At 60.4% G+C, this 23,227-nt stretch carries 24 protein-coding genes; 3 read left to right on the top strand and 21 right to left on the bottom strand.

Going from position 1 to position 23,227, the window contains the following annotated elements:
- Positions 1-26: 26 nt before the first annotated feature.
- Together fliK and AC1Q6Y_RS18735 are read left to right on the top strand one after the other, a co-directional pair.
- On the top strand, positions 27-1,601 hold the full coding sequence (gene fliK / locus AC1Q6Y_RS18740) for a flagellar hook-length control protein FliK (RefSeq protein WP_492624955.1): 1,575 nt from the start codon (positions 27-29) through the stop codon (positions 1,599-1,601).
- Positions 1,598-1,927: an EscU/YscU/HrcU family type III secretion system export apparatus switch protein gene (locus tag AC1Q6Y_RS18735; protein WP_057715867.1), complete on the top strand. Its 330-nt coding sequence runs from the start codon at positions 1,598-1,600 to the stop codon at positions 1,925-1,927. The genes fliK and AC1Q6Y_RS18735 overlap by 4 nt, the downstream gene beginning before the upstream one ends.
- 469 nt (positions 1,928-2,396) lie before the next feature.
- On the opposite strand, the gene AC1Q6Y_RS18730 is transcribed toward AC1Q6Y_RS18735, so the two are convergent.
- The 14 genes from AC1Q6Y_RS18730 to flhA all read right to left on the bottom strand — a co-directional run bounded on the left by AC1Q6Y_RS18730 (position 2,397) and on the right by flhA (position 16,873).
- On the bottom strand, positions 2,397-2,792 hold the full coding sequence (locus tag AC1Q6Y_RS18730; protein ID WP_218497117.1) for a DUF2802 domain-containing protein: 396 nt from the start codon (positions 2,790-2,792) through the stop codon (positions 2,397-2,399).
- Positions 2,793-3,278 carry a chemotaxis protein CheW gene (locus tag AC1Q6Y_RS18725; RefSeq protein ID WP_007980742.1) on the bottom strand — a complete coding sequence of 162 codons (486 nt, stop codon included), beginning with the start codon at positions 3,276-3,278 and terminating at the stop codon, positions 2,793-2,795.
- Between the two features lie 76 nt (positions 3,279-3,354).
- Positions 3,355-4,284 (bottom strand): CheW domain-containing protein, encoded by a 930-nt coding sequence (locus tag AC1Q6Y_RS18720; RefSeq protein WP_492624954.1) that lies wholly within the window; start codon positions 4,282-4,284, stop codon positions 3,355-3,357.
- A 126-nt stretch (positions 4,285-4,410) separates the two neighbouring features.
- Positions 4,411-5,199 (bottom strand): ParA family protein, encoded by a 789-nt coding sequence (locus AC1Q6Y_RS18715; RefSeq protein WP_008020302.1) that lies wholly within the window; start codon positions 5,197-5,199, stop codon positions 4,411-4,413.
- Positions 5,200-5,242: 43 nt separating this feature from the next.
- Complete coding sequence (motD, locus tag AC1Q6Y_RS18710) at positions 5,243-6,133, bottom strand: flagellar motor protein MotD (RefSeq protein WP_056721611.1); 891 nt, start codon at positions 6,131-6,133, stop codon at positions 5,243-5,245.
- Positions 6,134-6,145: 12 nt separating this feature from the next.
- Entirely contained in the window at positions 6,146-6,886 is a 741-nt protein-coding gene (locus AC1Q6Y_RS18705; protein WP_057715870.1) for a flagellar motor protein, read from the bottom strand.
- A complete protein-coding gene (locus AC1Q6Y_RS18700) occupies positions 6,886-8,010 on the bottom strand; it encodes a protein-glutamate methylesterase/protein-glutamine glutaminase (RefSeq protein WP_492624953.1) in 1,125 nt (374 codons plus the stop codon). The genes AC1Q6Y_RS18705 and AC1Q6Y_RS18700 overlap by 1 nt, the downstream gene beginning before the upstream one ends.
- A gap of 48 nt (positions 8,011-8,058) precedes the next feature.
- Complete coding sequence (locus tag AC1Q6Y_RS18695) at positions 8,059-10,323, bottom strand: chemotaxis protein CheA (protein WP_340315053.1); 2,265 nt, start codon at positions 10,321-10,323, stop codon at positions 8,059-8,061.
- A gap of 46 nt (positions 10,324-10,369) precedes the next feature.
- Entirely contained in the window at positions 10,370-11,158 is a 789-nt protein-coding gene (locus tag AC1Q6Y_RS18690; RefSeq protein WP_008052267.1) for a protein phosphatase CheZ, read from the bottom strand.
- A 21-nt stretch (positions 11,159-11,179) separates the two neighbouring features.
- A complete protein-coding gene (locus tag AC1Q6Y_RS18685) occupies positions 11,180-11,551 on the bottom strand; it encodes a chemotaxis response regulator CheY (protein WP_003183998.1) in 372 nt (123 codons plus the stop codon).
- Between the two features lie 168 nt (positions 11,552-11,719).
- Positions 11,720-12,460, bottom strand: a complete 741-nt coding sequence (gene fliA, locus AC1Q6Y_RS18680) for an RNA polymerase sigma factor FliA (RefSeq protein WP_057715873.1) — start codon at positions 12,458-12,460, stop codon at positions 11,720-11,722.
- Positions 12,457-13,287 (bottom strand): flagellar synthesis regulator FleN, encoded by an 831-nt coding sequence (gene fleN, locus AC1Q6Y_RS18675; RefSeq protein ID WP_008001746.1) that lies wholly within the window; start codon positions 13,285-13,287, stop codon positions 12,457-12,459. The genes fliA and fleN overlap by 4 nt, the downstream gene beginning before the upstream one ends.
- Positions 13,288-13,403: 116 nt before the next feature.
- The gene (gene flhF, locus AC1Q6Y_RS18670) at positions 13,404-14,732 is read right to left on the bottom strand and encodes a flagellar biosynthesis GTPase FlhF (RefSeq protein WP_090453847.1); all 1,329 of its coding nucleotides are present in this window, start codon (positions 14,730-14,732) and stop codon (positions 13,404-13,406) included.
- A gap of 11 nt (positions 14,733-14,743) precedes the next feature.
- Positions 14,744-16,873, bottom strand: coding sequence for a flagellar biosynthesis protein FlhA (gene flhA, locus AC1Q6Y_RS18665; protein WP_057715875.1), 2,130 nt, complete (start codon positions 16,871-16,873; stop codon positions 14,744-14,746).
- Between the two features lie 381 nt (positions 16,874-17,254).
- Between flhA and AC1Q6Y_RS18660 the strand changes: the two genes are divergently transcribed.
- Positions 17,255-18,328, top strand: a complete 1,074-nt coding sequence (locus AC1Q6Y_RS18660) for an RHS repeat-associated core domain-containing protein (protein WP_492624952.1) — start codon at positions 17,255-17,257, stop codon at positions 18,326-18,328.
- A 21-nt stretch (positions 18,329-18,349) separates the two neighbouring features.
- Here the strand turns inward: AC1Q6Y_RS18660 and flhB are convergent, their stop codons facing one another.
- The 7 genes from flhB to fliM form a co-directional block, all read right to left on the bottom strand.
- Complete coding sequence (gene flhB / locus AC1Q6Y_RS18655; RefSeq protein WP_057715876.1) at positions 18,350-19,489, bottom strand: flagellar biosynthesis protein FlhB; 1,140 nt, start codon at positions 19,487-19,489, stop codon at positions 18,350-18,352.
- A gap of 3 nt (positions 19,490-19,492) precedes the next feature.
- On the bottom strand, positions 19,493-20,275 hold the full coding sequence (fliR, locus tag AC1Q6Y_RS18650) for a flagellar biosynthetic protein FliR (RefSeq protein ID WP_057715877.1): 783 nt from the start codon (positions 20,273-20,275) through the stop codon (positions 19,493-19,495).
- A 3-nt stretch (positions 20,276-20,278) separates the two neighbouring features.
- Entirely contained in the window at positions 20,279-20,548 is a 270-nt protein-coding gene (gene fliQ, locus AC1Q6Y_RS18645) for a flagellar biosynthesis protein FliQ (protein WP_015096238.1), read from the bottom strand.
- Positions 20,545-21,303 (bottom strand): flagellar type III secretion system pore protein FliP, encoded by a 759-nt coding sequence (gene fliP / locus AC1Q6Y_RS18640; protein WP_057715878.1) that lies wholly within the window; start codon positions 21,301-21,303, stop codon positions 20,545-20,547. The genes fliQ and fliP overlap by 4 nt, the downstream gene beginning before the upstream one ends.
- On the bottom strand, positions 21,303-21,716 hold the full coding sequence (gene fliO, locus AC1Q6Y_RS18635; RefSeq protein WP_057715879.1) for a flagellar biosynthetic protein FliO: 414 nt from the start codon (positions 21,714-21,716) through the stop codon (positions 21,303-21,305). Before fliO ends, fliP begins: the two co-directional genes overlap by 1 nt.
- Before the next feature lie 30 nt (positions 21,717-21,746).
- Positions 21,747-22,193: a flagellar motor switch protein FliN gene (gene fliN, locus AC1Q6Y_RS18630; protein ID WP_057398370.1), complete on the bottom strand. Its 447-nt coding sequence runs from the start codon at positions 22,191-22,193 to the stop codon at positions 21,747-21,749.
- 65 nt (positions 22,194-22,258) lie between these two features.
- Complete coding sequence (gene fliM / locus AC1Q6Y_RS18625) at positions 22,259-23,227, bottom strand: flagellar motor switch protein FliM (protein WP_015096242.1); 969 nt, start codon at positions 23,225-23,227, stop codon at positions 22,259-22,261.

Raw genomic sequence — 23,227 nt, 5'->3', positions numbered from 1 at the left:
GCATTTTCCTCAGGTTGTGACCGCGTATGACAGGCGAAATGAACATCCTCCCGCTACCGCAAACCCTCCCGGCGACTTCGCGCCCGCAGGTGGTCAGCGGTGAGTTGCTCAAGTTGCTGACGCCGGTGGAGGGGCTGATCAGCGTCGGTCAATCCGCCCAGGCCGAAGTGTTGTCGCTCAAGCAGGCGGACCAGACTTTCCAGATGCTGCTCAAGGTCACCCTCGACAGCGGCCGCCAGACCACAGTCCAGACCACCAGCAATCAACCGCTGGCCCAGGGCACCACGCTGGTCGTCACCCAGCCCTCGGCGGGCAACCTGGCCGTGACGGTGCAGCAGGCCATTGCTTCCAACGTCGCCACCCTCACCCGCCTCGACACCGCGCAACTGCCCGTTGGCACCCTGCTGCAGGGCAAAGTGCTGACCTCGCAAGTGCTGCCCCAGGTGCCCGGCCAGCCCATGGTGTTTCGCTCGATGGTGGGCCTGCTAAACACCGTACTGAGCGGCAGTACCCTGAGCATCGACAGCCCGCAACCCTTGCGTATCGGCACCTTGTTGAGCGCACAGGTACAGGACGCCCAGACCGTGAAGTTCGTGCCCCTGAGCAGCCGACAGGAACAACTGGCGGTGACCCAGCAACTGGTCGACCAGCAAAGCCGCCAGGGCTCGCTGGATAGCTTGCTCATGCGCCTGCAGAACCTTCCGCCCTCGGACCAGACATCCGTTGAATTGCGCAGCGCTGCTGCCCGTTTGCTCGCCGACTTACCGGATGTTCAACAGTTGAGCACCCCCAAGGGCCTGGCCCAGGCCCTGGCCAGCAGCGGCATGTTTCTCGAAAGCAAACTACTGACCGGGCAAAACCCGACGCTCGCGCCGGACATGAAAGGCGATTTGCTCAAACTGGTTGCGCAGTTGAGTCAGGGCTTGCCAGCCAACACCAGCCTCGGCGCGATCATCGCCGCCAATACCCTAGCCCAGGCCATGCCGAATTTTGTCCGCAATGCCCTGGGCATGCTCGGTCAGGTCAGTGCCAAGCCGTCACCGACCGGTTTCCCGCTGCCCGAACGTCTGTTAAAAGGTGCCGACGGTGAAAACGACCTCGAACACCTGCTTCGCCTGGCCGCCGCCGCGGTTTCACGCCTGCAAAGCCATCAACTGTCGAGCCTGGAACAGACCGGCGTAACCGCCGACGGACGGCTGATGAGCACCTGGCAGCTGGAAATCCCGATGCGCAATATGCAGGACATCGTGCCCTTGCAGGTCAAGTTCCAGCGCGAAGACGCCCCCGAAAAACAACAGCCAAAGGAACGTCGCGAAGAACACGAACCCAAGCAACAGCTGTGGCGTGTGGAACTGGCCTTCTCCATGGAGCCTTTGGGGCCGCTGCAAATCCAGGCGCAACTGGTCAAGGGCAGCCTCTGCGGCCAGCTCTGGGCCGAGCGGCCATACACCGCCAGCCTGATCGAAAGCAATTTGGTCGGGCTGCGTGATCGCCTGCTGTCCGCCGGTCTGAACGTCGGCGACCTCGATTGCCACCTCGGTACACCGCCCCAAGGCCCGCAAACCCGCCTCGAACAACGCTGGGTCGACGAAACCGCATGAAAAACCCCAACGCCCCACGCCAGGCCATCGCTCTCAAATACGACGGCACCCACGCCCCCACCCTCACCGCCAAGGGCGACGAAGAGCTGGCGGAAGAAATCCTGCGCATTGCCCGCGACTGCGAAGTGCCGATCTACGAAAACGCCGAACTGGTGAGACTGCTGGCGCGCATGGAACTGGGGGACAGCATTCCGCAGGAACTCTATCTGACGATTGCCGAGATCATTGCGTTTGCGTGGAGTTTGAAGGGGAAATTTCCGGCGGGGCAGGATACGGATGCGCTGATGGTCGAGAAGGATATTACCGAGCGCGGGGATGATTATTGAGTTTGCGAGTACGCCATCGCGAGCAGGCTCGCTCCCACAGGTGAACTCATGTTCCATGTCCGACATGGAACCATTGTAGGAGCGAGCTTGCTCGCGATGGAGGCATGAGCGCCGCGTTTCTCCAGGAAGCCCGCGTCATCGTTAACGTCCATCGCGAGCAAGCTCGCTCCCACAGATGATCTGCGGTGAACTCATGTTCTGTGTCCGACATAGAACCATTGTAGGAGCGAGCCTGCTCGCGATGGAGGCATGAGCGCCGCGTTTCTTCAGGAGGTCCGCGTCATCGTTGACGTCCATCGCGAGCAAGCTCGCTCCCACAGATGATCTGCGGTGAACACATGTTCTGTGTCCGACATAGAACCATTGTAGGAGCGAGCCTGCTCGCGATGCACGTATGAGCGCCGCGTTTCTTCAGGAGGCCCGCGTCATCGTTGACGACCATCGCGAGCAAGCTCGCTCCTACAGATTTCTAGCTGTTCTTGTGCAACTTGCTCATCAACTCCGCCTCAGCCTGGGTCAAGCCGCAGGACTGGGTCAGTTCGTTGACGCTGGCGCCCATCCCGACCAGTCGCGCCGCCTGGGCGAACGACAGGCTTGAGGGGTCGCGTTGTTCCAGCTGGGCGAGTTTGTCCGGCAGGGGCGCAACGATCGCCCGCAGTTCATGCAGGTCCTCGCCCATGCGCACATTGCCGTTCTGGTAATCCTCGACGCGCCTGGCCAGGTCCTTGATGCGCTGATCGCGCAGCGCATCACCCTGGGCCTGTTGCGCGGCGATCTGCTTTTGACCGCGAATGTACGCCAGGAACATTGCCAGCGTGCCTGCCCAAAACAGGAACAGGACAATGACCGCAACCTCGAGAATCAATCAGATACTCTCCAGTTCCGACCATTCTTCTTCGCTCATCATCTTGTCGAGCTCGACCAGGATGAGCAATTCGTTGTTCTTGTTGCATACGCCTTGAATGAACTTGGCGGACTCTTCGTTACCCACGTTCGGCGCGGTTTCGATTTCCGACTGACGCAGGTAAACCACTTCGGCCACGCTGTCGACCATGATCCCGACCACCTGCTTGTCGGCTTCGATGATGACGATACGGGTGTTGTCACTGATCTCGGCATTCATCAGGCCGAAGCGCTGGCGGGTGTCGATCACGGTGACGACGTTGCCGCGCAGGTTGATGATGCCCAGCACGTAGCTCGGGGCACCCGGGACCGGGGCGATTTCGGTGTAACGCAGGACTTCCTGGACGCGCATCACGTTGATGCCGTAGGTCTCGTTGTCCAGCTTGAAGGTGACCCATTGCAGGATCGGATCTTCGGAACCTTTTGCCGCCGTTGCCTTGTCATTCATACCCTGACCCCTCAAGAAACCGCCCTGGCGGTGTGTGTTCTGTGCAACATCATCAGAGTGACGTCGCCTGTTTTGTTTATTTGACTGATGTCGGTTTGTGGCCCGGCTTGTCGCCGGACATGTGCCGGGCTCCGCCGCTGGCGATCAACTCGGCCAGTGAGGCGACATCGAGCAAGGCGCACATGTGTTCAATCACCGTGCCGGCGAGCCATGGCCGCTGACCTCGGTGACTTCTCCATTTGATTTCATTCGGGTTCAGACGCAACGAGCGGCTGACCTGATGCACCGCCAGCCCCCACTCGTAGCCTTGCACCGAAATCACGTATTGCAGACCTTGCTTGAAATCGTCGCGGTATCGGTCGGGCATGACCCAACGCGCGGTATCGAGCACCTTGAGATTGCCGGCCTGGCTCGGCAGGATGCCCAGGAACCATTCGGGCTGGCCGAACAATGGGGTCAACTCGTGACCGGCCAGGGAGTAAATCGACCCCAGGCACACCAGCGGCACCGCCAGGGTCAAACCGGCGACATCGAACAGCAGGCATTCGAAGGGTTCGGCAGCCCAGGACGGACGACCGTCGGTTTCCACCGGTGGCGGCGTATTGCTTGGCGGCAGATGAACTTCGACGACTGGCGGCACCAGGGTTTGCTGCACTTCGACGACTGCTGGCTGCGCCTCGACAGGTGGTGGCACCAACGCTTGCAGCAGCGGCGCGATGGTCGAGACCGGCGCCATAACAGGGGCCGGAGCTTCGATCACCGGCGCCTTGAACACTGGCGCCACCGATGCCTGCACCGGGGCGACCGTCACAGCGGCTGCGGCGTCGCGGGTCTGCTCTTCGAGCACCGCTGCCTGAAACTCGTCCAGCACCGCTTCTGCGGCGATCTCCTCGGCCACTGCCTCTACGGGCAGCGTCAATTCTTCGGTCACTTCCTGCAGCAAGCTGTCCAGGTAGGACTGCAATGCCAGTTGCGGGCGCGAAGTGGTCTTCAATGGCCGGTTCATGAGCACGCACCTGTAGGAGCGAGCATGCTCGCGATGAACCTGAGAGCGCCACGGGGTGTAAGGTTTCCCGCGTCATCGTTGACGACCATCGCGAGCAAGCTCGCTCCTACAGGAATTGGGCTCATGTCACGCCACCTGCGCAACAAGTTGCGCCGCCAGCAAATGCTTGAGCAACGCACGGTAAGCGAGAACGCCACGGCTCTTGCCGTCGAATTGCGAAGGCGTAAGACCGGCGCGGCTGGCATCGCGCAGGCGCGTGTCCACCGGGATATAGCCTTGCCAGATTTCGTCGGGGAATTTGTCGCGCAGCACGCGCAACGTTCCGAGGGACGCCTGGGTGCGGCGGTCAAACAGGGTCGGCACGATGGTGAAGGGCAGCGCCTGTTTGCGAGAGCGATTGATCATCGCCAGGGTGTTGACCATGCGCTCAAGGCCTTTGACCGCCAGATGCTCGGTCTGCACCGGGATCACCAGTTGCTGGCTCGCCGCCAAGGCATTGACCATCAGCACGCCGAGCAATGGCGGGCTGTCGATCACGGCGTAATCGAAGTCCTGCCACAGTTGCGCCAGGCTCTTGGCAATCACCAGGCCCAAACCGCTCTGCCCCGGCGACTGGCGCTCAAGGGTGGCCAGTGCGGTGCTGGAGGGCAACAGGGAGATGCGCTCGTCACTGGTCGACAGCAGCAGTTGACCCGGCAGGCCTTGGGGCACGTTGCCCTTGTGCAGGAACAAATCGTAGCTGCTGTGCTCCAGGGCGTCGGGATCGTAGCCGAAGTAGCTGGTCATGGAGCCGTGGGGGTCGAGATCGACCACGACCACGCGCTTGCCCGCCTCCGCCAGTAAACCGGCTAAAGCGATGGAGGAAGTGGTTTTACCGACACCACCCTTTTGATTGGCGACTGCCCAGACTCTCATTCGGATTGTTCCTCCCGGCCGAACGGATCGACCGAGAAATAGCTCAACGTGTTAATGCGGGTGACGGAGAATTGACGGCGTTCTCTCGTACCGGCGACTTGACCGGGGTCGGTGCAGTTTGTGTGCCAGCACGCTTCAATGCGGCATCCGGTTGCGCATGGGCGGTTCCGGTGCCGGTCAGGCTGCGGCGAACATCGAGGTTGCGCGACACCACCAGCACCACGCGACGGTTGCGGGCGCGGCCTTCGGCGGTGGCGTTGTTGGCCACCGGCTGAAACTCGCCGTAGCCCACTGAAGCCAGGCGACCGGGGTTCACCCCCTGCATCGCCAGCATGCGCACGATGCTGGCCGAGCGGGCCGAGGACAGCTCCCAGTTGGTCGGGTACTGCGCGGTGCGGATCGGCTGATCGTCAGTGAAACCTTCGACATGGATCGGGTTGTCGAACGGCTTCAGGATCGCCGCGACCTTGTCGATGATGTTGAACGCGATGTCGCTGGGCATGGCGTCGCCACTGCCGAACAGCAGGCTGGAATTGAGCTCGATCTCAACCCACAACTCGTTGCCGCGCACGGTCATCTGGTTGGAGCTGATCAGGTCACCGAACGCCGCACTGATGTCGTCGGCGATGCTCTTGAGCGGATCGCTGGCGCCGGAGACGCCGGCATCGACCTGGTCACTGTCCTTGACCAGCGGCTTGGCCGGGGTCACGGTCTTCGGCCGCTCGTCACCGATGGGGATCGGCTTGAGCGAACGGTCGGAGTCGGTAAAGACCCCGATCAATGCCTCGGAAATGACCTTGTACTTGCCTTCGTTGATCGACGAGATGGAGTACATCACCACGAAAAAGGCGAACAGCAAGGTGATGAAGTCCGCGTAGGACACCAGCCAGCGCTCGTGGTTAACGTGTTCTTCCTGATGTCGACGACGGGCCATGAGCTTATTCCCTTAATCCATGAAGCCCTGAAGCTTCAACTCAATGGAGCGTGGGTTTTCACCTTCGGCGATCGACAGGAGCCCCTCCAGCAACATTTCGCGATAACGCGACTGACGTAACGCGATGGATTTGAGTTTGGCCGCAATCGGCAGTAGCACCAGGTTGGCACTGGCCACGCCGTAGATAGTGGCGACGAACGCCACGGCAATACCGCTGCCCAGTTGCGATGGATCAGCGAGGTTGCCCATGACATGAATCAGGCCCATGACCGCGCCGATGATGCCGATGGTCGGCGCGTAACCACCCATGCTTTCGAAGACTTTGGCCGCTTCGATGTCGCGGCTTTCCTGGGTGTAGAAGTCCACTTCCAGAATGCTGCGGATCGCTTCCGGCTCGGCGCCGTCAACCAGCAGTTGCAGGCCTTTGCGTGCGTAGTTGTCGGGCTCGGCGTCGGCGATGCCTTCAAGGCCCAGCAGGCCTTCCTTGCGGGCGGTCAGGCTCCAGTTCACCACGCGGTCGATGCCACCGGCCAGATCGACACGGGGCGGGAACAGGATCCAGGCGAGGATCTGCATGGCACGCTTGAAGGCACTCATCGGCGATTGCAGTAGCGCGGCGCCAATGGTGCCGCCGAGCACGATCAGCGCTGCCGGGCCGTTGGCCAGGGCGCCGAGGTGACCGCCTTCAAGGTAGTTGCCGCCAATGATCGCGACAAAGGCCATGATGATGCCAATCAGGCTTAGAACATCCATCAGATACAGGCCTCGACCAGGTGCTTGCCAATGTCGTCCAGGCTGTACACCGCGTCGGCAAGCTCGGCTTTGACGATGGCCATCGGCATGCCGTAGATCACGCAACTGGCTTCGTCCTGGGCCCAGATCGAACTGCCGCCCTGCTTGAGCAGGCGCGCGCCTTCGCGGCCGTCGGCACCCATGCCGGTCAGGACCACCGCCAGAACTTTGTCACCGTAGGTCTTGGCTGCCGAACCGAAGGTTATGTCCACGCACGGCTTGTAATTGAGACGTTCGTCACCCGGGAGGATTTTCACCGCGCCGCGGCCGTCGATCATCATCTGCTTGCCACCCGGCGCCAGCAGCGCCAGGCCCGGACGCAGGATATCGCCATCCTCGGCCTCCTTGACGCTGATGCGGCAGAGCTTGTCCAGGCGTTCGGCGAAGGCCTTGGTGAAGGCCGCCGGCATGTGTTGAACCAGCACGATCGGGGCCGGGAAGTTGGCCGGCAATTGAGTCAACACTCGCTGCAGGGCGACCGGGCCGCCGGTGGACGTACCGATGGCCACCAGTTTGAAGGCTTTGCGTTTCGGCGCGGGCGACGACGCAGTGGCCGCATGCGTACGCGCAGGGATCGGTGCCGGACGCACGGGCGCGCTGCTTCCGTAACTGCCGACGCTCGAAGGCGCAGCTGTTGGAGCAGGTGCGGCCACAGGGGCCGGAGCGCTGTAAGTGCTGACGCGACGATTGCTGCGCGAGATGCTCAGGATCTTCTCGCACAACAGTTGTTTGACCTTCTCGGGGTTGCGCGAGATGTCTTCGAAATTCTTCGGCAGGAAGTCCACCGCGCCGGCATCCAGCGCATCGAGGGTGACCCGGGCGCCTTCGTGGGTCAGCGAAGAGAACATCAGGACCGGGGTCGGGCAGCGTTGCATGATGTGCCGCACGGCGGTGATGCCGTCCATCATCGGCATCTCGTAGTCCATGGTGATCACATCCGGCTTGAGGGCCAGTGCCTGATCAATCGCCTCTTTGCCGTTGGTCGCCGTGCCGACGACCTGGATATTGGAATCCGCTGAAAGAATTTCCGAGACGCGGCGGCGGAAAAACCCCGAATCGTCCACCACCAGGACTTTGACTGCCATAAACACTCCATTAGATGGAGCGAGGCCAGGCGCCTCGCTCCACCAGAATCAAATACGCCGTGTGGCGTAACGCTTGAGCATGCTCGGAACATCGAGAATCAGCGCGATGCGGCCGTCACCGGTGATGGTGGCGCCGGACATGCCCGGGGTTCCCTGGAGCATTTTGCCCAATGGCTTGATGACTACTTCTTCCTGGCCCACCAGTTGATCGACGACAAAGCCGATCCGCTGCGTGCCCACCGAAAGGATCACCACATGGCCCTCGCGCTGCTCTTCGTGAGCGGCGGAGCTGACCAGCCAGCGTTTGAGATAGAACAATGGCAGCGCCTTGTCCCGCACGATCACCACTTCCTGGCCGTCCACAACGTTGGTGGTCGACAGGTCGAGGTGGAAGATCTCGTTGACGTTCACCAGCGGGAACGCGAACGCCTGGTTACCGAGCATGACCATCAGCGTCGGCATGATCGCCAGGGTCAGCGGCACCTTGATGACGATCTTCGAACCCTGGCCCTTGGCCGAGTAGATGTTGATCGAGCCGTTGAGCTGGGAAATCTTGGTTTTCACCACGTCCATGCCCACGCCACGACCCGATACGTCGGAAATCTCGGTCTTGGTCGAGAAACCCGGGGCGAAGATCAGGTTGTAGCATTCGGTGTCGCTCAGGCGATCGGCGGCGTCCTTGTCCATCACACCGCGTTTTACCGCGATGGAACGCAGCACGTTCGGGTCCATGCCCTTGCCGTCGTCGGAGATCGACAGCAGGATGTGGTCGCCTTCCTGCTCCGCCGCCAGGATCACCTTGCCACCCCGGGCCTTGCCCGAGGCTTCGCGTTCTTCCGGCGACTCGATGCCGTGGTCAACCGCGTTGCGCACCAAGTGGACCAGCGGGTCGGCCAGGGCCTCGACGAGGTTCTTGTCGAGGTCGGTTTCTTCGCCGACCAGCTCCAGGTTGATCTCTTTCTTGAGCTGGCGGGCCAAGTCGCGAACCAGGCGCGGGAAGCGCCCGAAGACTTTCTTGATCGGTTGCATCCGGGTCTTCATGACCGCGGTTTGCAAGTCGGCGGTGACCACGTCGAGGTTCGACACGGCCTTGGACATGGCTTCGTCGCCGCTGTTGAGGCCCAGGCGGACCAGGCGGTTACGCACCAGCACCAACTCGCCGACCATGTTCATGATCTCGTCCAGACGCGCGGTATCGACACGTACGGTGGTCTCGGCTTCGCTCGCCGGCTTTTCCGCCGGTGGCGCGGCCGGGGCACGGGACGATGCCGGTGCAGCAGTTGCCGGGGCCGGCGCTTCGGCTTTTGGCTCGGGGGCCCTGGCCACCGGTTTCGGCGCGGCTGCCTTCGCGGCAGGTGCCGCCACCGAGGCGTTGGCGCCGGTTGCCGTTCCAACCGTCGCGCCCACTTCAGTGAACTTGCCTTTGCCGTGCAATTCGTCGAGCAGCGCTTCGAACTCGTGATCGGAAATCAGATCGCTGCCGGCCGCCACCGCGCTTGGTGCCGCGGGTGCAGGCACAGAAGCAATGGCCGACTCCAGCGCCTCGACAGCAAAATTACCCTTGCCGTGCAACTGGTCGAGCAGTGCTTCGAATTCGTCGTCAGTAATATCGGAACTGTCGCCAGCCGCTTTCGGGGCTTCTGGCGCAGCCGGTGCCTGGACCACCGCGTCAACGGCGAACTGGCCTTTACCGTGCAGTTGATCGAGCAACGACTCGAACTCGGCATCGGTGATTTCGTCGCTGCCAGCGGCATTGCCGGCAGGCGCTGGAACAGCCGCCGGGGCCTCGGCCTGGGCCTTGACGGCGTTCAGCGAGTCCAGCAGTTGTTCGAATTCATTGTCGGTGATATCGCCCGATTCGCTTTCAGCCACAGGCGCTTCGACCACGGCGACGACAGGTGCGGCAGCCGCCTCGTCAGCCGATTGCGGCTCGGCCAGACGGGCCAGTGCCGCGAGCAGTTCCGGTGTCGCGGCCGTGATCGGGCTGCGTTCGCGGACTTCGCTGAACATGCTGTTCACCGCGTCCAGCGCTTCGAGAACCACGTCCATCAGTTCCGAGTCGACGCGACGCTCACCCTTGCGCAGGATGTCGAACACGTTCTCGGCGATGTGGCAACACTCCACCAGTTCGTTGAGCTGGAGGAAGCCGGCGCCTCCTTTTACAGTGTGAAAACCGCGAAAAATTGCATTGAGCAAATCCGCATCATCCGGGCGGCTTTCCAGCTCGACCAGTTGCTCGGACAGTTGCTCTAGAATCTCGCCGGCCTCAACCAGGAAATCCTGAAGGATCTCTTCATCGGCGCCGAAGCTCATTAAGGGGGTGCTCCTAAAGGTCTAAAAACCTAAAATGCCTAAAATTCTAAAACCCTAGGCTGGATAGCAAATCGTCCACATCGTCCTGACCGGACACAACGTCTTCTCTTTTATCGGCATGAATCTGCGGACCTTCACCCTGAGAGAGATGTTTTTGTGGATCTTTTTCAGCAAGCATCGCTTCACGGTCATGCTCGATGCCCGCAAAGCGGTCCACCTGACTGGCCATCAGCACGAGCTTGAGCAGGTTGCTTTCAACTTCGGTGACCAACTGGGTCACACGCTTGATCACCTGGCCTGTGAGGTCCTGGTAATCCTGGGCGAGCAGGATGTCGTTCAGGTTGCCCGACACCGCGCGATTGTCCGTGCCGCTGCGCGTCAGGAACCCGTCGACCCGCCGGGCCAGTTCACGAAACTCTTCGGCGCCGACTTCGCGACGCATGAAGCGCCCCCAGTCCGCGCTCAACACTTTGGCTTCATCGGCCAGGCCATTGACCAGCGGCGTGGCACTTTCCACCAGATCCATGGTGCGGTTGGCCGCAGCCTCGGTCAGCTTGACCACATACCCCAGGCGCTCGGTGGCGTCGGTGATCTGCGACACTTCTTCGGCCTGCGGCATGTGCGGGTCAATCTGGAAATTGACGATCGCGCTATGCAGTTCGCGGGTGAGCTTGCCCACTTCCTGATACAGGCCGCGGTCACGGGTCTGGTTGAGCTCATGGATCAATTGCACCGCGTCGCCGAACTTGCCTTTTTCAAGGCTCTCGACCAATTCGACGGCGTGTTTTTTCAGGGTCGATTCAAAATCGCCCAATGAAGTTTCGTTATTGCCCATAGCTCCCCCGTGGCGCACTCATCAACCGATGCGTTCGAAAATCTTCTCGATTTTTTCTTTCAACGCCTGGGCCGTGAAGGGCTTGACCACATAGCCGTTAACGCCGGCCTGGGCCGCTTCGATGATCTGTTCGCGCTTGGCTTCAGCGGTCACCATCAGCACCGGCAGGTGCTTGAGCTTTTCATCGGCACGCACGTGGCGCAGCAGATCGATACCGGTCATGCCAGGCATGTTCCAGTCCGTTACCAGAAAGTCGATGCTTCCGCTGTTGAGCACCGGGATGGCGGTAGTGCCATCGTCGGCCTCGACGGTGTTGGTGAACCCAAGGTCACGCAGCAGGTTCTTGATGATCCGCCGCATCGTTGAGAAGTCATCAACGATGAGGATTTTCATGTTCTTGTCCAATTCGACCTCCAAGCAGTCTTAAACGCGCCCAGCACCTGGACACGCCATTTCAATCAATCCGGCAAAGCACTCAATGACTGTCTGGAGCACAACAGATCGCGACCGGCGCAGTTCAACACCACACCGGCCTCGTTCGCAGTGTCCCCCACACTGCCTTCAGCGCGCTCGCCACTCCCCCAAACGCCCCCGCAAACGGGCCGCGCACTGGCTGTGTAACTGGCTGACCCGCGATTCGCTGACCCCCAGGACCTCACCGATTTCCTTGAGATTCAACTCTTCGTCGTAGTACAGCGCCAACACCAGTCGCTCACGCTCCGGCAAATTGGCAATCGCATCCGCCAGCGCAGCCTGGAAGCGTTCATCCTCCAGGTCGCGTGACGGCTCGACATGAGCACTCGCGCCATCCTCGTGCAGCCCTTCGTGTTCGCCGTCCTGCAACAGGTCGTCGAAACTGAACAGCCGGCTGCCCAGGGTGTCGTTCAAAATCCCGTAGTAATCGTCGAGACTCAATTGGAGTTCGGCCGCAACTTCGTGATCTTTAGCGTCACGGCCGGTTTTAGCTTCAATCGAGCGAATGGCATCGCTGACCATGCGCGTATTGCGGTGGACCGAACGTGGCGCCCAGTCCCCCTTGCGCACTTCATCGAGCATGGCGCCGCGGATTCGTATGCCCGCGTACGTCTCGAAACTGGCGCCTTTGCCGGCGTCATATTTGGTCGACACTTCAAGCAGGCCAATCATCCCGGCCTGGATCAGGTCTTCGACCTGGACACTGGCCGGTAAACGCGCCAGCAAGTGGTAGGCAATGCGTTTAACCAGCGGCGCGTAACGCTCGATCAGCTCGTACTGCGCATCACGTGCCGACTTCTTGTAGAGGTTGTAGCCGCTGGCTGTCATAGAACAGGTCCTGCTGTCTGCTGCACGAGGCGCTCGACGAAAAACTCCAGGTGCCCGCGCGGGTTGGCAGGCAGCGGCCAGGTATCAACCTTCTGCGCGATGGCCTTGAACGCCAGCGAGCACTTGGAACGCGGGAAGGCCTCGTAGACGGCGCGCTGCTTCTGCACGGCCTTGCGCACGCTTTCGTCGTAAGGCACCGCACCGACGTATTGCAGGGCGACGTCGAGGAAGCGATCCGTGACCTTGGTCAACTTGGCGAACAGGTTGCGTCCTTCCTGCGGGCTCTGGGCCATGTTGGCCAGGACGCGGAAGCGGTTCATGCCGTAGTCGCGATTGAGCAACTTGATCAAGGCGTAGGCATCGGTGATCGAGGTCGGCTCGTCGCACACCACCAGCAGCACTTCCTGGGCTGCGCGGACGAAACTGACTACCGAGTCACCAATGCCCGCAGCGGTGTCGATCACCAGTACGTCGAGGTTATCGCCGATATCACTGAAGGCCTGGATCAGGCCGGCGTGTTGCGCGGGGCTCAGATGCACCATGCTCTGAGTGCCGGATGCGGCCGGAACGATACGGATGCCGCCTGGTCCCTGCAGCAATACATCGCGCAGTTCGCAGCGGCCCTCGATCACGTCGGCCAGGGTACGTTTGGGTGTCAGGCCCAGCAGAACGTCGACGTTCGCCAGTCCCAGGTCGGCGTCCAACAGCATGACGCGCCGGCCAAGTTCGGCCAAAGCCAGGGACAAGTTCACTGACACATTAGTTTTCCCGACGCCACCTTTGCCGCCGGTCACCGCGATCACCTGTACGGGATGCATGCTGCCCATGTTATTTCTTTACCTTGTCTTGCATAGACGGAGGCCACATTACTGGCTGCGCGTTCACAAACGGAACAATGCATGGCAGACCATCGATGTAGGTACAAAAACTGTTCATTATTACCTCAGCCAACCTGCTTGGTCGGGCTGTGGTAGATGTCAGCGAACATGTCAGCCATGGCTTCTTCGCTGGGTTCTTCCTGCATTTGCACGCTCACGGCGCGGCTGACCAATTGATGACGGCGCGGCAGATGCAAATCATCCGGGATCCGCGGGCCATCGGTCAGGTAAGCCACCGGCAGTTCATGGCTGATGGCAAGGCTCAACACCTCACCCAGACTAGCCGTTTCATCCAGTTTAGTCAGAATGCAGCCGGAGAGCCCGCAGCGCTTGTAACTGTGATACGCGGCCGTTAGAACCTGTTTCTGGCTGGTGGTTGCCAGGACCAGATAATTTTTTGATTTGATGCCGCGACCGGCCAGGCTTTCGAGCTGCATGCGCAGCGCCGGATCGCTGGCCTGCAGGCCCGCGGTATCGATCAGCACCACGCGTTTGCGCAGCAACGGCTCCAGGGCCTGCACCAGGGACTGGCCGGGATCGACGTGGGTCACCGACACATTGAGAATGCGCCCCAGGGTCTTGAGCTGTTCCTGGGCGCCGATGCGGAAGCTGTCCATGCTCACCAACGCAATGTTCTGCGCGCCGTACTTGAGCACGTAACGGGCGGCCAGCTTGGCCAGGGTGGTGGTCTTGCCCATGCCGGCAGGGCCGACCATGGCGATCACTCCGCCCTCTTCCAGCGGCTCGACGTCCGGAGTAACGATCATGCGCGCCAGGTGCGCCAGCAACATACGCCAGGCCTGACGAGGCTCTTCGATTTCGGTGATCATTGCCAGCAGGTCGCGCGACAGCGGGCCAGACAGGCCGATGCGTTGCAGGCGACGCCAGAGGTTGGCCTGGTCCGGACGGCTGCCTTGCAGCTGATTCCAGGCCAGGGAGCCGAGTTGTACTTCCATGAGTTCGCGCAGGCTGTTGAGCTCGAAACGCATCGAGTCGAACGCGCGCGGGTCCACGCCACCGGACGCTGGCGCAGCGGCCGGCGCGGGACGACGGGGTTCGGCGTAGGTCGGCTCGATCAGCGGCTCGGCGGCAGTCAACGGCAATCCGGCGAACAGTTGGCGATTGGTTGCATTGTCGCTCTCGCCATCGCCACGCAGGCTCAATTCGGCCTGGGCGGTGACGATCCGCGACTGAGTCTTGCGCAATTCGTCTTCGAGTTCCATGTTCGGAACCCGCGGCGCCAGCGCCGACAACTTGTAATCCAGCGCAGCTGTCAGTTCGACCCCCCCGGCGATCCGGCGGTTGCCAATGATGGCGGCATCAGCGCCCAGCTCATCGCGAACCAGCTTCATGGCCTGACGCATATCGGCGGCGAAAAAACGCTTAACTTGCATAAACCACTACCTCAGCCGTTGGGCCCTACTGTCGCAACGATGGTCACTTGCTTGTTGTCAGGGATTTCCTGGTAAGCCAACACATGCAAACCCGGGACTGCGAGCCGGCCAAATCGCGAGAGCATCGCGCGAACCGGACCGGCCACCAGCAGAATCACCGGCTGACCTTGCATCTCCTGACGCTGCGCCGCGTCGATCAACGAACGTTGCAGCTTCTCAGCCATGCTTGGCTCCAGCAGAACGCCCTCTTCCGAGCCTTGTCCTGCCTTTTGCAGACTATTGAGCAATATCTGTTCCAACCTTGGCTCCAGCGTGATAACTGGCAGCTCCGACTCAGTACCTACAATGCTTTGGACGATTGCGCGGGATACGCCAACCCGCACGGCAGCCACCAGCGCGGCGGTATCTTGACTCTTGGCGGCATTGTTGGCGATCGCCTCGGCAATACTGCGGATATCGCGAACAGGCACTTGTTCGGCCAACAGCGCTTGCAGCACCTTGAGCAACTGCGACAGCGAAACCACACCCGGCACCAGCTCCTCGGCCAGTTTCGGCGAGCTTTTGGCCAGCAATTGCATGAGTTGCTGCACTTCTTCGTGACCGATCAGCTCACTGGAATGCTTGTAGAGTATCTGGTTCAAGTGAGTAGCCACTACTGTACTGGCATCGACCACCGTATAACCGAGGGATTGCGCCTGGGCGCGCTGGCTGATTTCGATCCAGACCGCCTCCAGGCCGAAAGCCGGATCTTTGGCGGTAATGCCGTTGAGCGTGCCGTAGACCTGCCCCGGGTTGATCGCCAGTTCGCGATCCGGGTAAATCTCCGCTTCGGCCAGGATCACTCCCATGAGGGTCAGGCGATAGGCACTCGGCGCCAGGTCGAGGTTGTCGCGGATATGCACCGTGGGCATCAGGAAGCCCAGATCCTGGGACAGCTTCTTGCGCACGCCCTTGATTCGCGCCAGCAACTGGCCGCCCTGGTTGCGGTCCACCAGCGGAATCAGGCGATAACCCACCTCCAGGCCGATCATGTCGATCGGCGTCACGTCATCCCAGCCAAGCTCCTTGGTTTCCTGGGCGCGGGCCGGCGACGGCAGCAACTCCTGCTGGCGCTTGACCTCTTGCAGGGCGTGAACCTTGGCGACGTTCTGCTTCTTCCAGAACAGGTAAGCGCCACCGGCCGCCAGGGCCGCCATGCTCAGGAACGAGAAGTGCGGCATGCCGGGCACCAGGCCCATGACCGCCATCAAACCGGCTGCCACCGCCAGCGCCTTGGGCGAGGCGAACATCTGGCGATTGATTTGCTTGCCCATGTCTTCCGAACCGGACGCACGGGTCACCATGATTGCCGCTGCTGTCGATAACAACAGTGATGGCAATTGCGCCACCAAACCGTCACCGATGGTCAGCAGCGCATACACCTTGCCGGCGTCGCCGAAGGTCATGCCGTGCTGGAAGATACCGACCGCCATGCCGCCGATCAGGTTGATGAACAGGATCAACAGACCGGCGATGGCGTCACCGCGGACGAATTTGCTGGCACCGTCCATGGAACCGTAGAACTCGGCTTCCTGGGCCACTTCCGAACGACGGGCCTTGGCCTGGGCCTGATCGATCAGGCCGGCGTTGAGGTCGGCGTCGATCGCCATTTGCTTGCCGGGCATCGCATCGAGGGTGAAACGCGCGCTCACCTCGGAAATCCGCCCCGCGCCCTTGGTCACCACGACGAAGTTGATGATCATCAAAATCGCAAAGACCACGATACCGACCACGTAGTTACCGCCGATCACCACCTCGCCGAAGGCCTGGATCACCTTGCCGGCGGCGGCATGACCGTCCTGGCCGTGGAGCATCACCACCCGCGTCGAAGCCACGTTCAACGCCAGGCGCAACAACGTCGCCACCAGCAGAATGGTCGGAAACACCGCGAAATCCAGCGGGCGCAGAGCATAGACGCACACCAGCAGCACGACGATGGACAGGGCAATGTTGAAGGTGAAGAACACGTCCAGCAGGAACGGCGGCACCGGCAACATCATCATCGCCAGCATGACCAGCAGCAACAGCGGCACGCCCAGATTGCCGCGACTCAAATCGGCAACGTTTGTGCGAGCAGTGTTGAATAACTGAGAGCGATCCACCGGTTTTCCCCGTTCCTTTAAAGCAAACTTTTGACGCCTGAAGCGAGCGCAGAGCGGCTATTGCAAGAAGCTTTCCAACTTTTGCGTGGAGGGAAATTGAGGTTGTGGAGTAAGCCTGTGCGGCTTCAGAAAAAGGCTAAATTTCAGAACAGCGGAGAACCCAGTGGGAGCGAGCTTGCTCGCGATGACGTCGGCACAACAAACATACTTGCTGGCTGACCCACCGCTATCGCGAGCAAGCTCACTCCCACAGGGATTGCGGCGCTCTGGACTGCCCACCCGCCGCAAAGACCACTGAACCTATCAGTTCTGCTAGTACCCACTTGCGACTTACCGACCGATACTCAATCGCCCTCCCTTTGAGAATCTGGAGCGACCTCCATGGAATCCACACAACCCATCCTGCGTTGCCGCTACAGCTATGACCCTCTGGATCGCCTGATCAGCCAGCTTCAACCGGATGTACCCGCTCACCAGCGTTTTTACTGCAAAAGCCGCTTGGCGACCGAAATTCAGGGCGCGACGAGGCATTCAATTTTTCAAAACGACGACCTTTTATTGGCTCAGCAGCAACGCGAGGGCGACGCACTCGATACCACGTTGCTGGCTACCGACTTGCAACGCTCGGTATTACACACCGTCAACAAGGGCCTCCAACCGCCCCCCATCGCTTACTCCCCTTATGGCCATCGCCCGGCACTCAACGGCTTGCTCAGCCTGCTGGGTTTTAACGGCGAACGGCTGGACCCGGTGACCGGGCATTATTTGTTGGGAAATGGCTATCGGGCGTTTAATCCGCATTTGATGCGGTTTAATAGTCCGGATAATTTAAGCCCATTTGGGAAGGGAGGGCTGAATACCTATGCTTATTGTTTAGGCGATCCAATAAATCGTTACGATCCAAATGGACATTTTTCTATAACAAAATTGTTTCGCACGTTTTTTTCACGCTTTGGAACCAATCCTGTTCGACCCGCCTATAAAAGCGGACCTGAAACGCTATTCACAACAGCTAAAAATGTGAAAACACTTAAACCTGATAACTCTTGGCAAGAATTGACTACCTGGAAATGGAGCGACGATGATTATCGAATTAAAGCCGTGATAGCTGACGAAACAACAATATCAACAAAAACCGAGCATAGCATATGGACAACTACAAAGCGCAACCCCACTCTTCAAGAACTAATCTACTCAACACTAAATCATGAACAAATAAGTCAACTTCCTCCACCGCTCCCTTACCGCATAGATAGGTACGTGGATTTATACAACATGAAAAATGCAGCAGAAAATATAAGACCTGCACTTAGAGCAAATAACCTTTCAGGCAGAAATATTGTTCACGAAAGCCTTAACGTAACAGCCGTAAAAGCAACAGAAGGCGTATTAACCGGAGTTCATCCAGAAAAAGCCCGTTTACTAATCAGGGATGGAATCTATCCAATTTATTAACTCGCACGTGCAGCATCCAATCTAGGAGTCACGCCTCAAATCCGGCGGAATCGGCAAATCATCCTTAAGCGGATCAGGCCGCTTGCCCTTGCCCGCCCGATACTGTCGAATCTGATAAACGTAAGCCAGCACCTGCGCGACCGCCAGGTAGAGACCGCCGGGAATCTCCTGCTCCAGTTCCGTGGAGTAGTAAATCGAGCGCGCCAGCGCCGGAGATTCCAGCAACAGAATCTCGTTGGCCGCAGCGATCTCACGGATCTTCAGGGCCAGGAAGTCGCTACCCTTGGCCAGCAATACCGGCGCATTACCCTTTTCCGGGTCGTACTTGAGCGCCACGGCGTAGTGCGTCGGGTTGGTGATGACCACGTCGGCCTCGGGAATGGCGGCCATCATCCGTCGCTGGGACATCTCGCGCTGCAGCTGACGGATCCGTTGTTTGACCTCCGGTCGCCCTTCCTGGTCCTTGTGTTCATCGCGCACTTCCTGCTTGGTCATCAGCAGCTTCTTGTGGCTTTCCCAGAGCTGCACCGGCACATCCACCGCAGCGATGAGGATCAGCCCGCAGGCCATCCACAAGGTGCTCCAGCCCACGACTTGCAGACTGTGAATAATGGCCATGTCCAAGGGCTCATGGGCGATGCGCAGCAGGTCGTCGATGTCCGACGACAGCACCGCCAGCGCCACGAACAGGATGATGATGAACTTGGCCAGAGCCTTGAGCAGTTCGACCAGCGACTTGGTCGAGAACATGCGCTTGAGGCCGGGACCGGGGTTCAAGCGGCTGAATTTGGGCGCCATGGAACTTGCCGCGAACAGCCAGCCACCCAGGGAAATCGGACCGATGATGGCGGCCAGCACCAACGTGATCATCACTGGCTGGATCGACCACAGGGCAATCTGCCCCGAGCGCATCAGGTAGGTGGCCATGGAGCGCTGATCCAGAATCACCTCCCGCGGCAGCGAGAAGTTGATGCGCATCAGCTCCATCATGTCCTGCGCCATGGCGCCGCCAAAAATCAGCAGCGCCGAGGCACCGACCAGCATGATCGCCAGGGTGTTGAGTTCCTTGGACCGCGCAACCTCACCCTTTTCACGGGAGTCCTGCTTGCGCTTCTCCGTGGGGTCTTCTGTTTTATCCTGACCGCTTTCGCTCTCGGCCATGACTCAGCTCGCCCGCGCCATTTCGCGTAACAACTGCAAGGCCTCGGAGGCCAGCGGTTGATACTGATTGAGAATGTCCGCCAGCCCGACCCAGACAATGAACAGCCCAAGTACCAGGATCAGCGGGAAGCCGACAGAGAAAATATTGAGTTGCGGCGCCGCCCGGGTCATGACGCCAAACGCGATGTTGACCACCAGCAACGCGGTGATCGCCGGCAGTACCAGCAACAGCGCCGCACCGAGCACCCAGCCGAGCTTGCCGGCCAGTTCCCAGTAGTGGTTGACCATCAGGCCGCCCCCCACCGGCAACGTGGTGAAACTCTCGGTGAGGATCTCGAACACCACCAGATGACCGTTCATGGACAGGAACAGCAGCGTCACCAGCATGGTGAAGAACTGCCCGATCACCGCCGTCGATACGCCGTTGGCCGGGTCGATCATGGAGGCGAAGCCCATGCCCATCTGGATGGCGACGATTTGCCCGGCCACCACAAAGGCCTGGAAGAACAGCTGCAAGGAAAAACCCATCACCGCACCGATGAGAATCTGCTCGGCAATCAGCAATAGCCCGCTCAAATCCAGGGCATTGACCGGAGGCATCGGCGGCAGGCCCGGCGCGATGACCACGGTGATGGCCAACGCGAAATACAGGCGGATGCGCCGGGGCAGCAAGGTCGTGCCAAACACCGGCATGACCATCAGCAAGGCGCCGACGCGAAACAGCGGCAACATGAACGTCGCCACCCAGGTGCTGATCTGGGTATCGGTCAGTGCAAGCAGTGACATGGCTTAGCCGATGACCTGCGGAATACTGCCGTACAACTGCAGGATGTACTCCATGAAAGTCTGCACCAGCCATGGACCACCAACGATCAGCGTCACCAGCATCACCAACAGGCGCGGCAAAAAGCTCAGGGTCTGTTCGTTGATCTGCGTGGCGGCCTGAAACATCGCCACCAACAGGCCCACCAGCAAACTCGGAATCACCAGCACGGCGACCATCATGGTGGTCAGCCACAGCGCTTCGCGAAAGATGTCGACCGCAACTTCCGGGGTCATGGCGAGACACCGCCAAAGCTGCTGGCCAGCGTGCCGATGATCAGCGCCCAGCCATCCACCAGCACGAACAACATGATCTTGAACGGCAGGGAAATGATCAGCGGCGACAGCATCATCATACCCATGGCCATCAACACACTGGCCACGACCAGGTCGATGATCAGGAACGGAATGAAGATCATGAAGCCGATCTGGAATGCCGTTTTCAGCTCGGAGGTCACGAAGGCCGGCACCAGGATGGTCAATGGCGCCTGATCCGGCGTCGCGATGTCAGTGCGCTTGGACAGGCGCATGAACAGTTCCAGATCGCTGGTGCGGGTCTGGGCGAGCATGAAGTTCTTGATCGGCACCTGGGCCTTGGCGACCGCATCCTGGGCCGTCAGTTTTTCCGCCAGATACGGCTGCAAGGCGTCCTGGTTCACCCGGTCGAACACCGGCGCCATGATGAACAGGGTCAGGAACAGCGCCATGCCGGTGAGGATCTGGTTCGACGGTGTCTGCTGCAGGCCCAGGGCCTGGCGCAGGATCGAGAAGACAATGATGATCCGGGTGAAACTGGTCATCAGCATGACAAACGCCGGGATAAAACTCAGCGCGGTCATGATCAGCAGGATTTGCAGGCTGACCGAGTATTCCTGCGCACCCTGCGCATTGGTGCCCAGGGTGATGGCCGGGATCGACAACGGATCGGCGGCGAATGCCAGCGGCGCGGCCAGCATCAGGGTCAGCATCAAGGCGATGCGCAGCGCACCCATTACTTCTTATCCTTCTGATCTTTACCCAGCATCTCCAACAGGCGCTGGGCAAATTCCGGCGTCGGCTTCTCGGTACTCGGCACTTGCACCGACTCCTTGAGCACATGCAGCGCAGTGATGTTGCCGGGGCTCAGGCCCAACAGGATCTGCTCGTTGCCGACCTGCACCAGCATCAAGCGGTCGCGAGGCCCCAGCGCGCGGGAACCGACAATCTCGATCACCTGCCCCTTGCCAGCCGGACCGGCCTGCTGGACCCGACGCAGCAACCAGGCGAGGAGGAAGATCAACCCCAGCACCAGCAGCAAGCCGAACACCAGCTGCGTCAGTTGCCCAGCCACACCGCTGCTCACCGCCGGCGCGGCAGCCGTGGTCGCCGTAGCGACAGGCTCAGCCGCCAGCACGCTGAACGGCATCGCCAATACAAACCCGAGAACCCTTTTCACTCAGCGCAGCTTCTTGATGCGTTCGCTCGGGCTGATCACGTCCGTCAGGCGGATGCCGAACTTCTCGTTGACCACCACCACTTCGCCGTGGGCGATGAGCGTGCCATTGACCAGCACGTCCAGCGGCTCGCCGGCCAGGCGATCAAGCTCGATCACCGAACCCTGGTTCAGTTGCAGCAAGTTGCGGATGTTGATGTCGGTGCTGCCCACTTCCATGGAAATCGACACCGGGATATCGAGGATCACGTCCAGGTTCGGGCCTTCGAGGCTCACCGGATCGTTGTTTTTCGGCACGCTGCCGAACTCTTCCATGGGCAGGCGGTTGGACGCGGAACTGCCGGAGTCGGCGGCCAGCAAGGCATCGATATCGGCCTGCCCGGCATCACCGGTTTCTTCCAGGGCTGCTGCCCACTCATCGGCCAGAGCCTGGTCGTCTTGCGTGTTCATTTGTCAGTGTCCTCGGCGAGCAAAAATTCAGAATTCGTTTAATCGCGAATGGGTACGAGCGCCGGTCAACGGCGCTCGATCGGCTCGATCACTTGCAACGCCAGATTGCCCTTGTGCGAGCCCATCTTGACCTTGAAGGCCGGCACGCCGTTGGCGCGCATGATCATTTCTTCCGGCATGTCGACCGGGATCACATCCCCCGGCTGCATGTGCAGGATGTCGCGCAGGCGCAACTGACGACGAGCCACCGTCGCACCGATCGGCACGTCGACGTCCAGCACGTCCTGGCGCAGGGCGTTGACCCAGCGCTCGTCCTGATCGTCGAGGTCCGACTGGAAGCCGGCGTCGAGCATTTCGCGCACTGGCTCGATCATCGAGTACGGCATGGTCACGTGCAGGTCGCCGCCACCGCCATCGAGTTCGATGTGGAAGGTCGACACCACAATGGCCTCGCTCGGGCCGACGATGTTGGCCATGGCCGGGTTCACTTCCGAGTTGATGTACTCGAAGTTGACTTCCATGATCGCCTGCCAGGCTTCCTTCAAATCGACGAACGCCTGCTCCAGCACCATGCGTACCACACGCAGTTCGGTCGGCGTGAATTCACGCCCTTCGATCTTGGCGTGGCGACCGTCGCCGCCGAAGAAGTTGTCCACCAGCTTGAACACCAGTTTGGCGTCGAGGATGAACAGCGCGGTGCCGCGCAAGGGTTTGATCTTGACCAGGTTGAGACTGGTCGGCACGTACAGCGAGTGCACGTATTCGCCGAACTTCATCACCTGCACGCCGCCGACCGCCACGTCCGCCGAGCGACGCAGCATGTTGAACATGCTGATGCGTGTGTAGCGGGCGAAACGCTCGTTGATCATTTCCAGGGTCGGCATGCGTCCACGGACGATGCGATCCTGGCTGGTCAGGTCATAGCTTTTGACGCTGCCGGGTTCGGCAGCGTTTTCGGTCTGTACCAGACCATCGTCGACGCCATGCAACAGCGCGTCGATCTCATCCTGGGACAGCAGGTCCTGCACGGCCAT

The organism is Pseudomonas sp. GW823-FHT06E10, from assembly GCF_058794995.1.
This window is presented reverse-complemented; position numbering and strand designations above follow the sequence as displayed.

Coding starts and splice junctions, on each gene's coding strand:
- AC1Q6Y_RS18695 (WP_340315053.1), bottom strand. CDS start 10,323: ATGAGCTTCGGCGCCGATGAAGAGATCCTTCAGGATTTCCTGGTTGAG.
- fliR (WP_057715877.1), bottom strand. CDS start 20,275: ATGTCACTGCTTGCACTGACCGATACCCAGATCAGCACCTGGGTGGCG.
- fliM (WP_015096242.1), bottom strand. CDS start 23,227: ATGGCCGTGCAGGACCTGCTGTCCCAGGATGAGATCGACGCGCTGTTG.
- AC1Q6Y_RS18735 (WP_057715867.1), top strand. CDS start 1,598: ATGAAAAACCCCAACGCCCCACGCCAGGCCATCGCTCTCAAATACGAC.
- fliP (WP_057715878.1), bottom strand. CDS start 21,303: ATGGGTGCGCTGCGCATCGCCTTGATGCTGACCCTGATGCTGGCCGCG.
- AC1Q6Y_RS18685 (WP_003183998.1), bottom strand. CDS start 11,551: ATGAAAATCCTCATCGTTGATGACTTCTCAACGATGCGGCGGATCATC.
- fliO (WP_057715879.1), bottom strand. CDS start 21,716: ATGCCGTTCAGCGTGCTGGCGGCTGAGCCTGTCGCTACGGCGACCACG.
- fliK (WP_492624955.1), top strand. CDS start 27: ATGACAGGCGAAATGAACATCCTCCCGCTACCGCAAACCCTCCCGGCG.
- fliA (WP_057715873.1), bottom strand. CDS start 12,460: ATGACAGCCAGCGGCTACAACCTCTACAAGAAGTCGGCACGTGATGCG.
- AC1Q6Y_RS18715 (WP_008020302.1), bottom strand. CDS start 5,199: ATGAGAGTCTGGGCAGTCGCCAATCAAAAGGGTGGTGTCGGTAAAACC.
- motD (WP_056721611.1), bottom strand. CDS start 6,133: ATGGCCCGTCGTCGACATCAGGAAGAACACGTTAACCACGAGCGCTGG.
- fliQ (WP_015096238.1), bottom strand. CDS start 20,548: ATGACCCCGGAAGTTGCGGTCGACATCTTTCGCGAAGCGCTGTGGCTG.
- AC1Q6Y_RS18700 (WP_492624953.1), bottom strand. CDS start 8,010: ATGGCAGTCAAAGTCCTGGTGGTGGACGATTCGGGGTTTTTCCGCCGC.
- AC1Q6Y_RS18705 (WP_057715870.1), bottom strand. CDS start 6,886: ATGGATGTTCTAAGCCTGATTGGCATCATCATGGCCTTTGTCGCGATC.
- AC1Q6Y_RS18720 (WP_492624954.1), bottom strand. CDS start 4,284: ATGAACCGGCCATTGAAGACCACTTCGCGCCCGCAACTGGCATTGCAG.
- flhF (WP_090453847.1), bottom strand. CDS start 14,732: ATGCAAGTTAAGCGTTTTTTCGCCGCCGATATGCGTCAGGCCATGAAG.
- AC1Q6Y_RS18690 (WP_008052267.1), bottom strand. CDS start 11,158: ATGGGCAATAACGAAACTTCATTGGGCGATTTTGAATCGACCCTGAAA.
- AC1Q6Y_RS18660 (WP_492624952.1), top strand. CDS start 17,255: ATGGAATCCACACAACCCATCCTGCGTTGCCGCTACAGCTATGACCCT.
- AC1Q6Y_RS18725 (WP_007980742.1), bottom strand. CDS start 3,278: ATGAATGACAAGGCAACGGCGGCAAAAGGTTCCGAAGATCCGATCCTG.
- flhB (WP_057715876.1), bottom strand. CDS start 19,489: ATGGCCGAGAGCGAAAGCGGTCAGGATAAAACAGAAGACCCCACGGAG.
- fliN (WP_057398370.1), bottom strand. CDS start 22,193: ATGAACACGCAAGACGACCAGGCTCTGGCCGATGAGTGGGCAGCAGCC.
- fleN (WP_008001746.1), bottom strand. CDS start 13,287: ATGGGCAGCATGCATCCCGTACAGGTGATCGCGGTGACCGGCGGCAAA.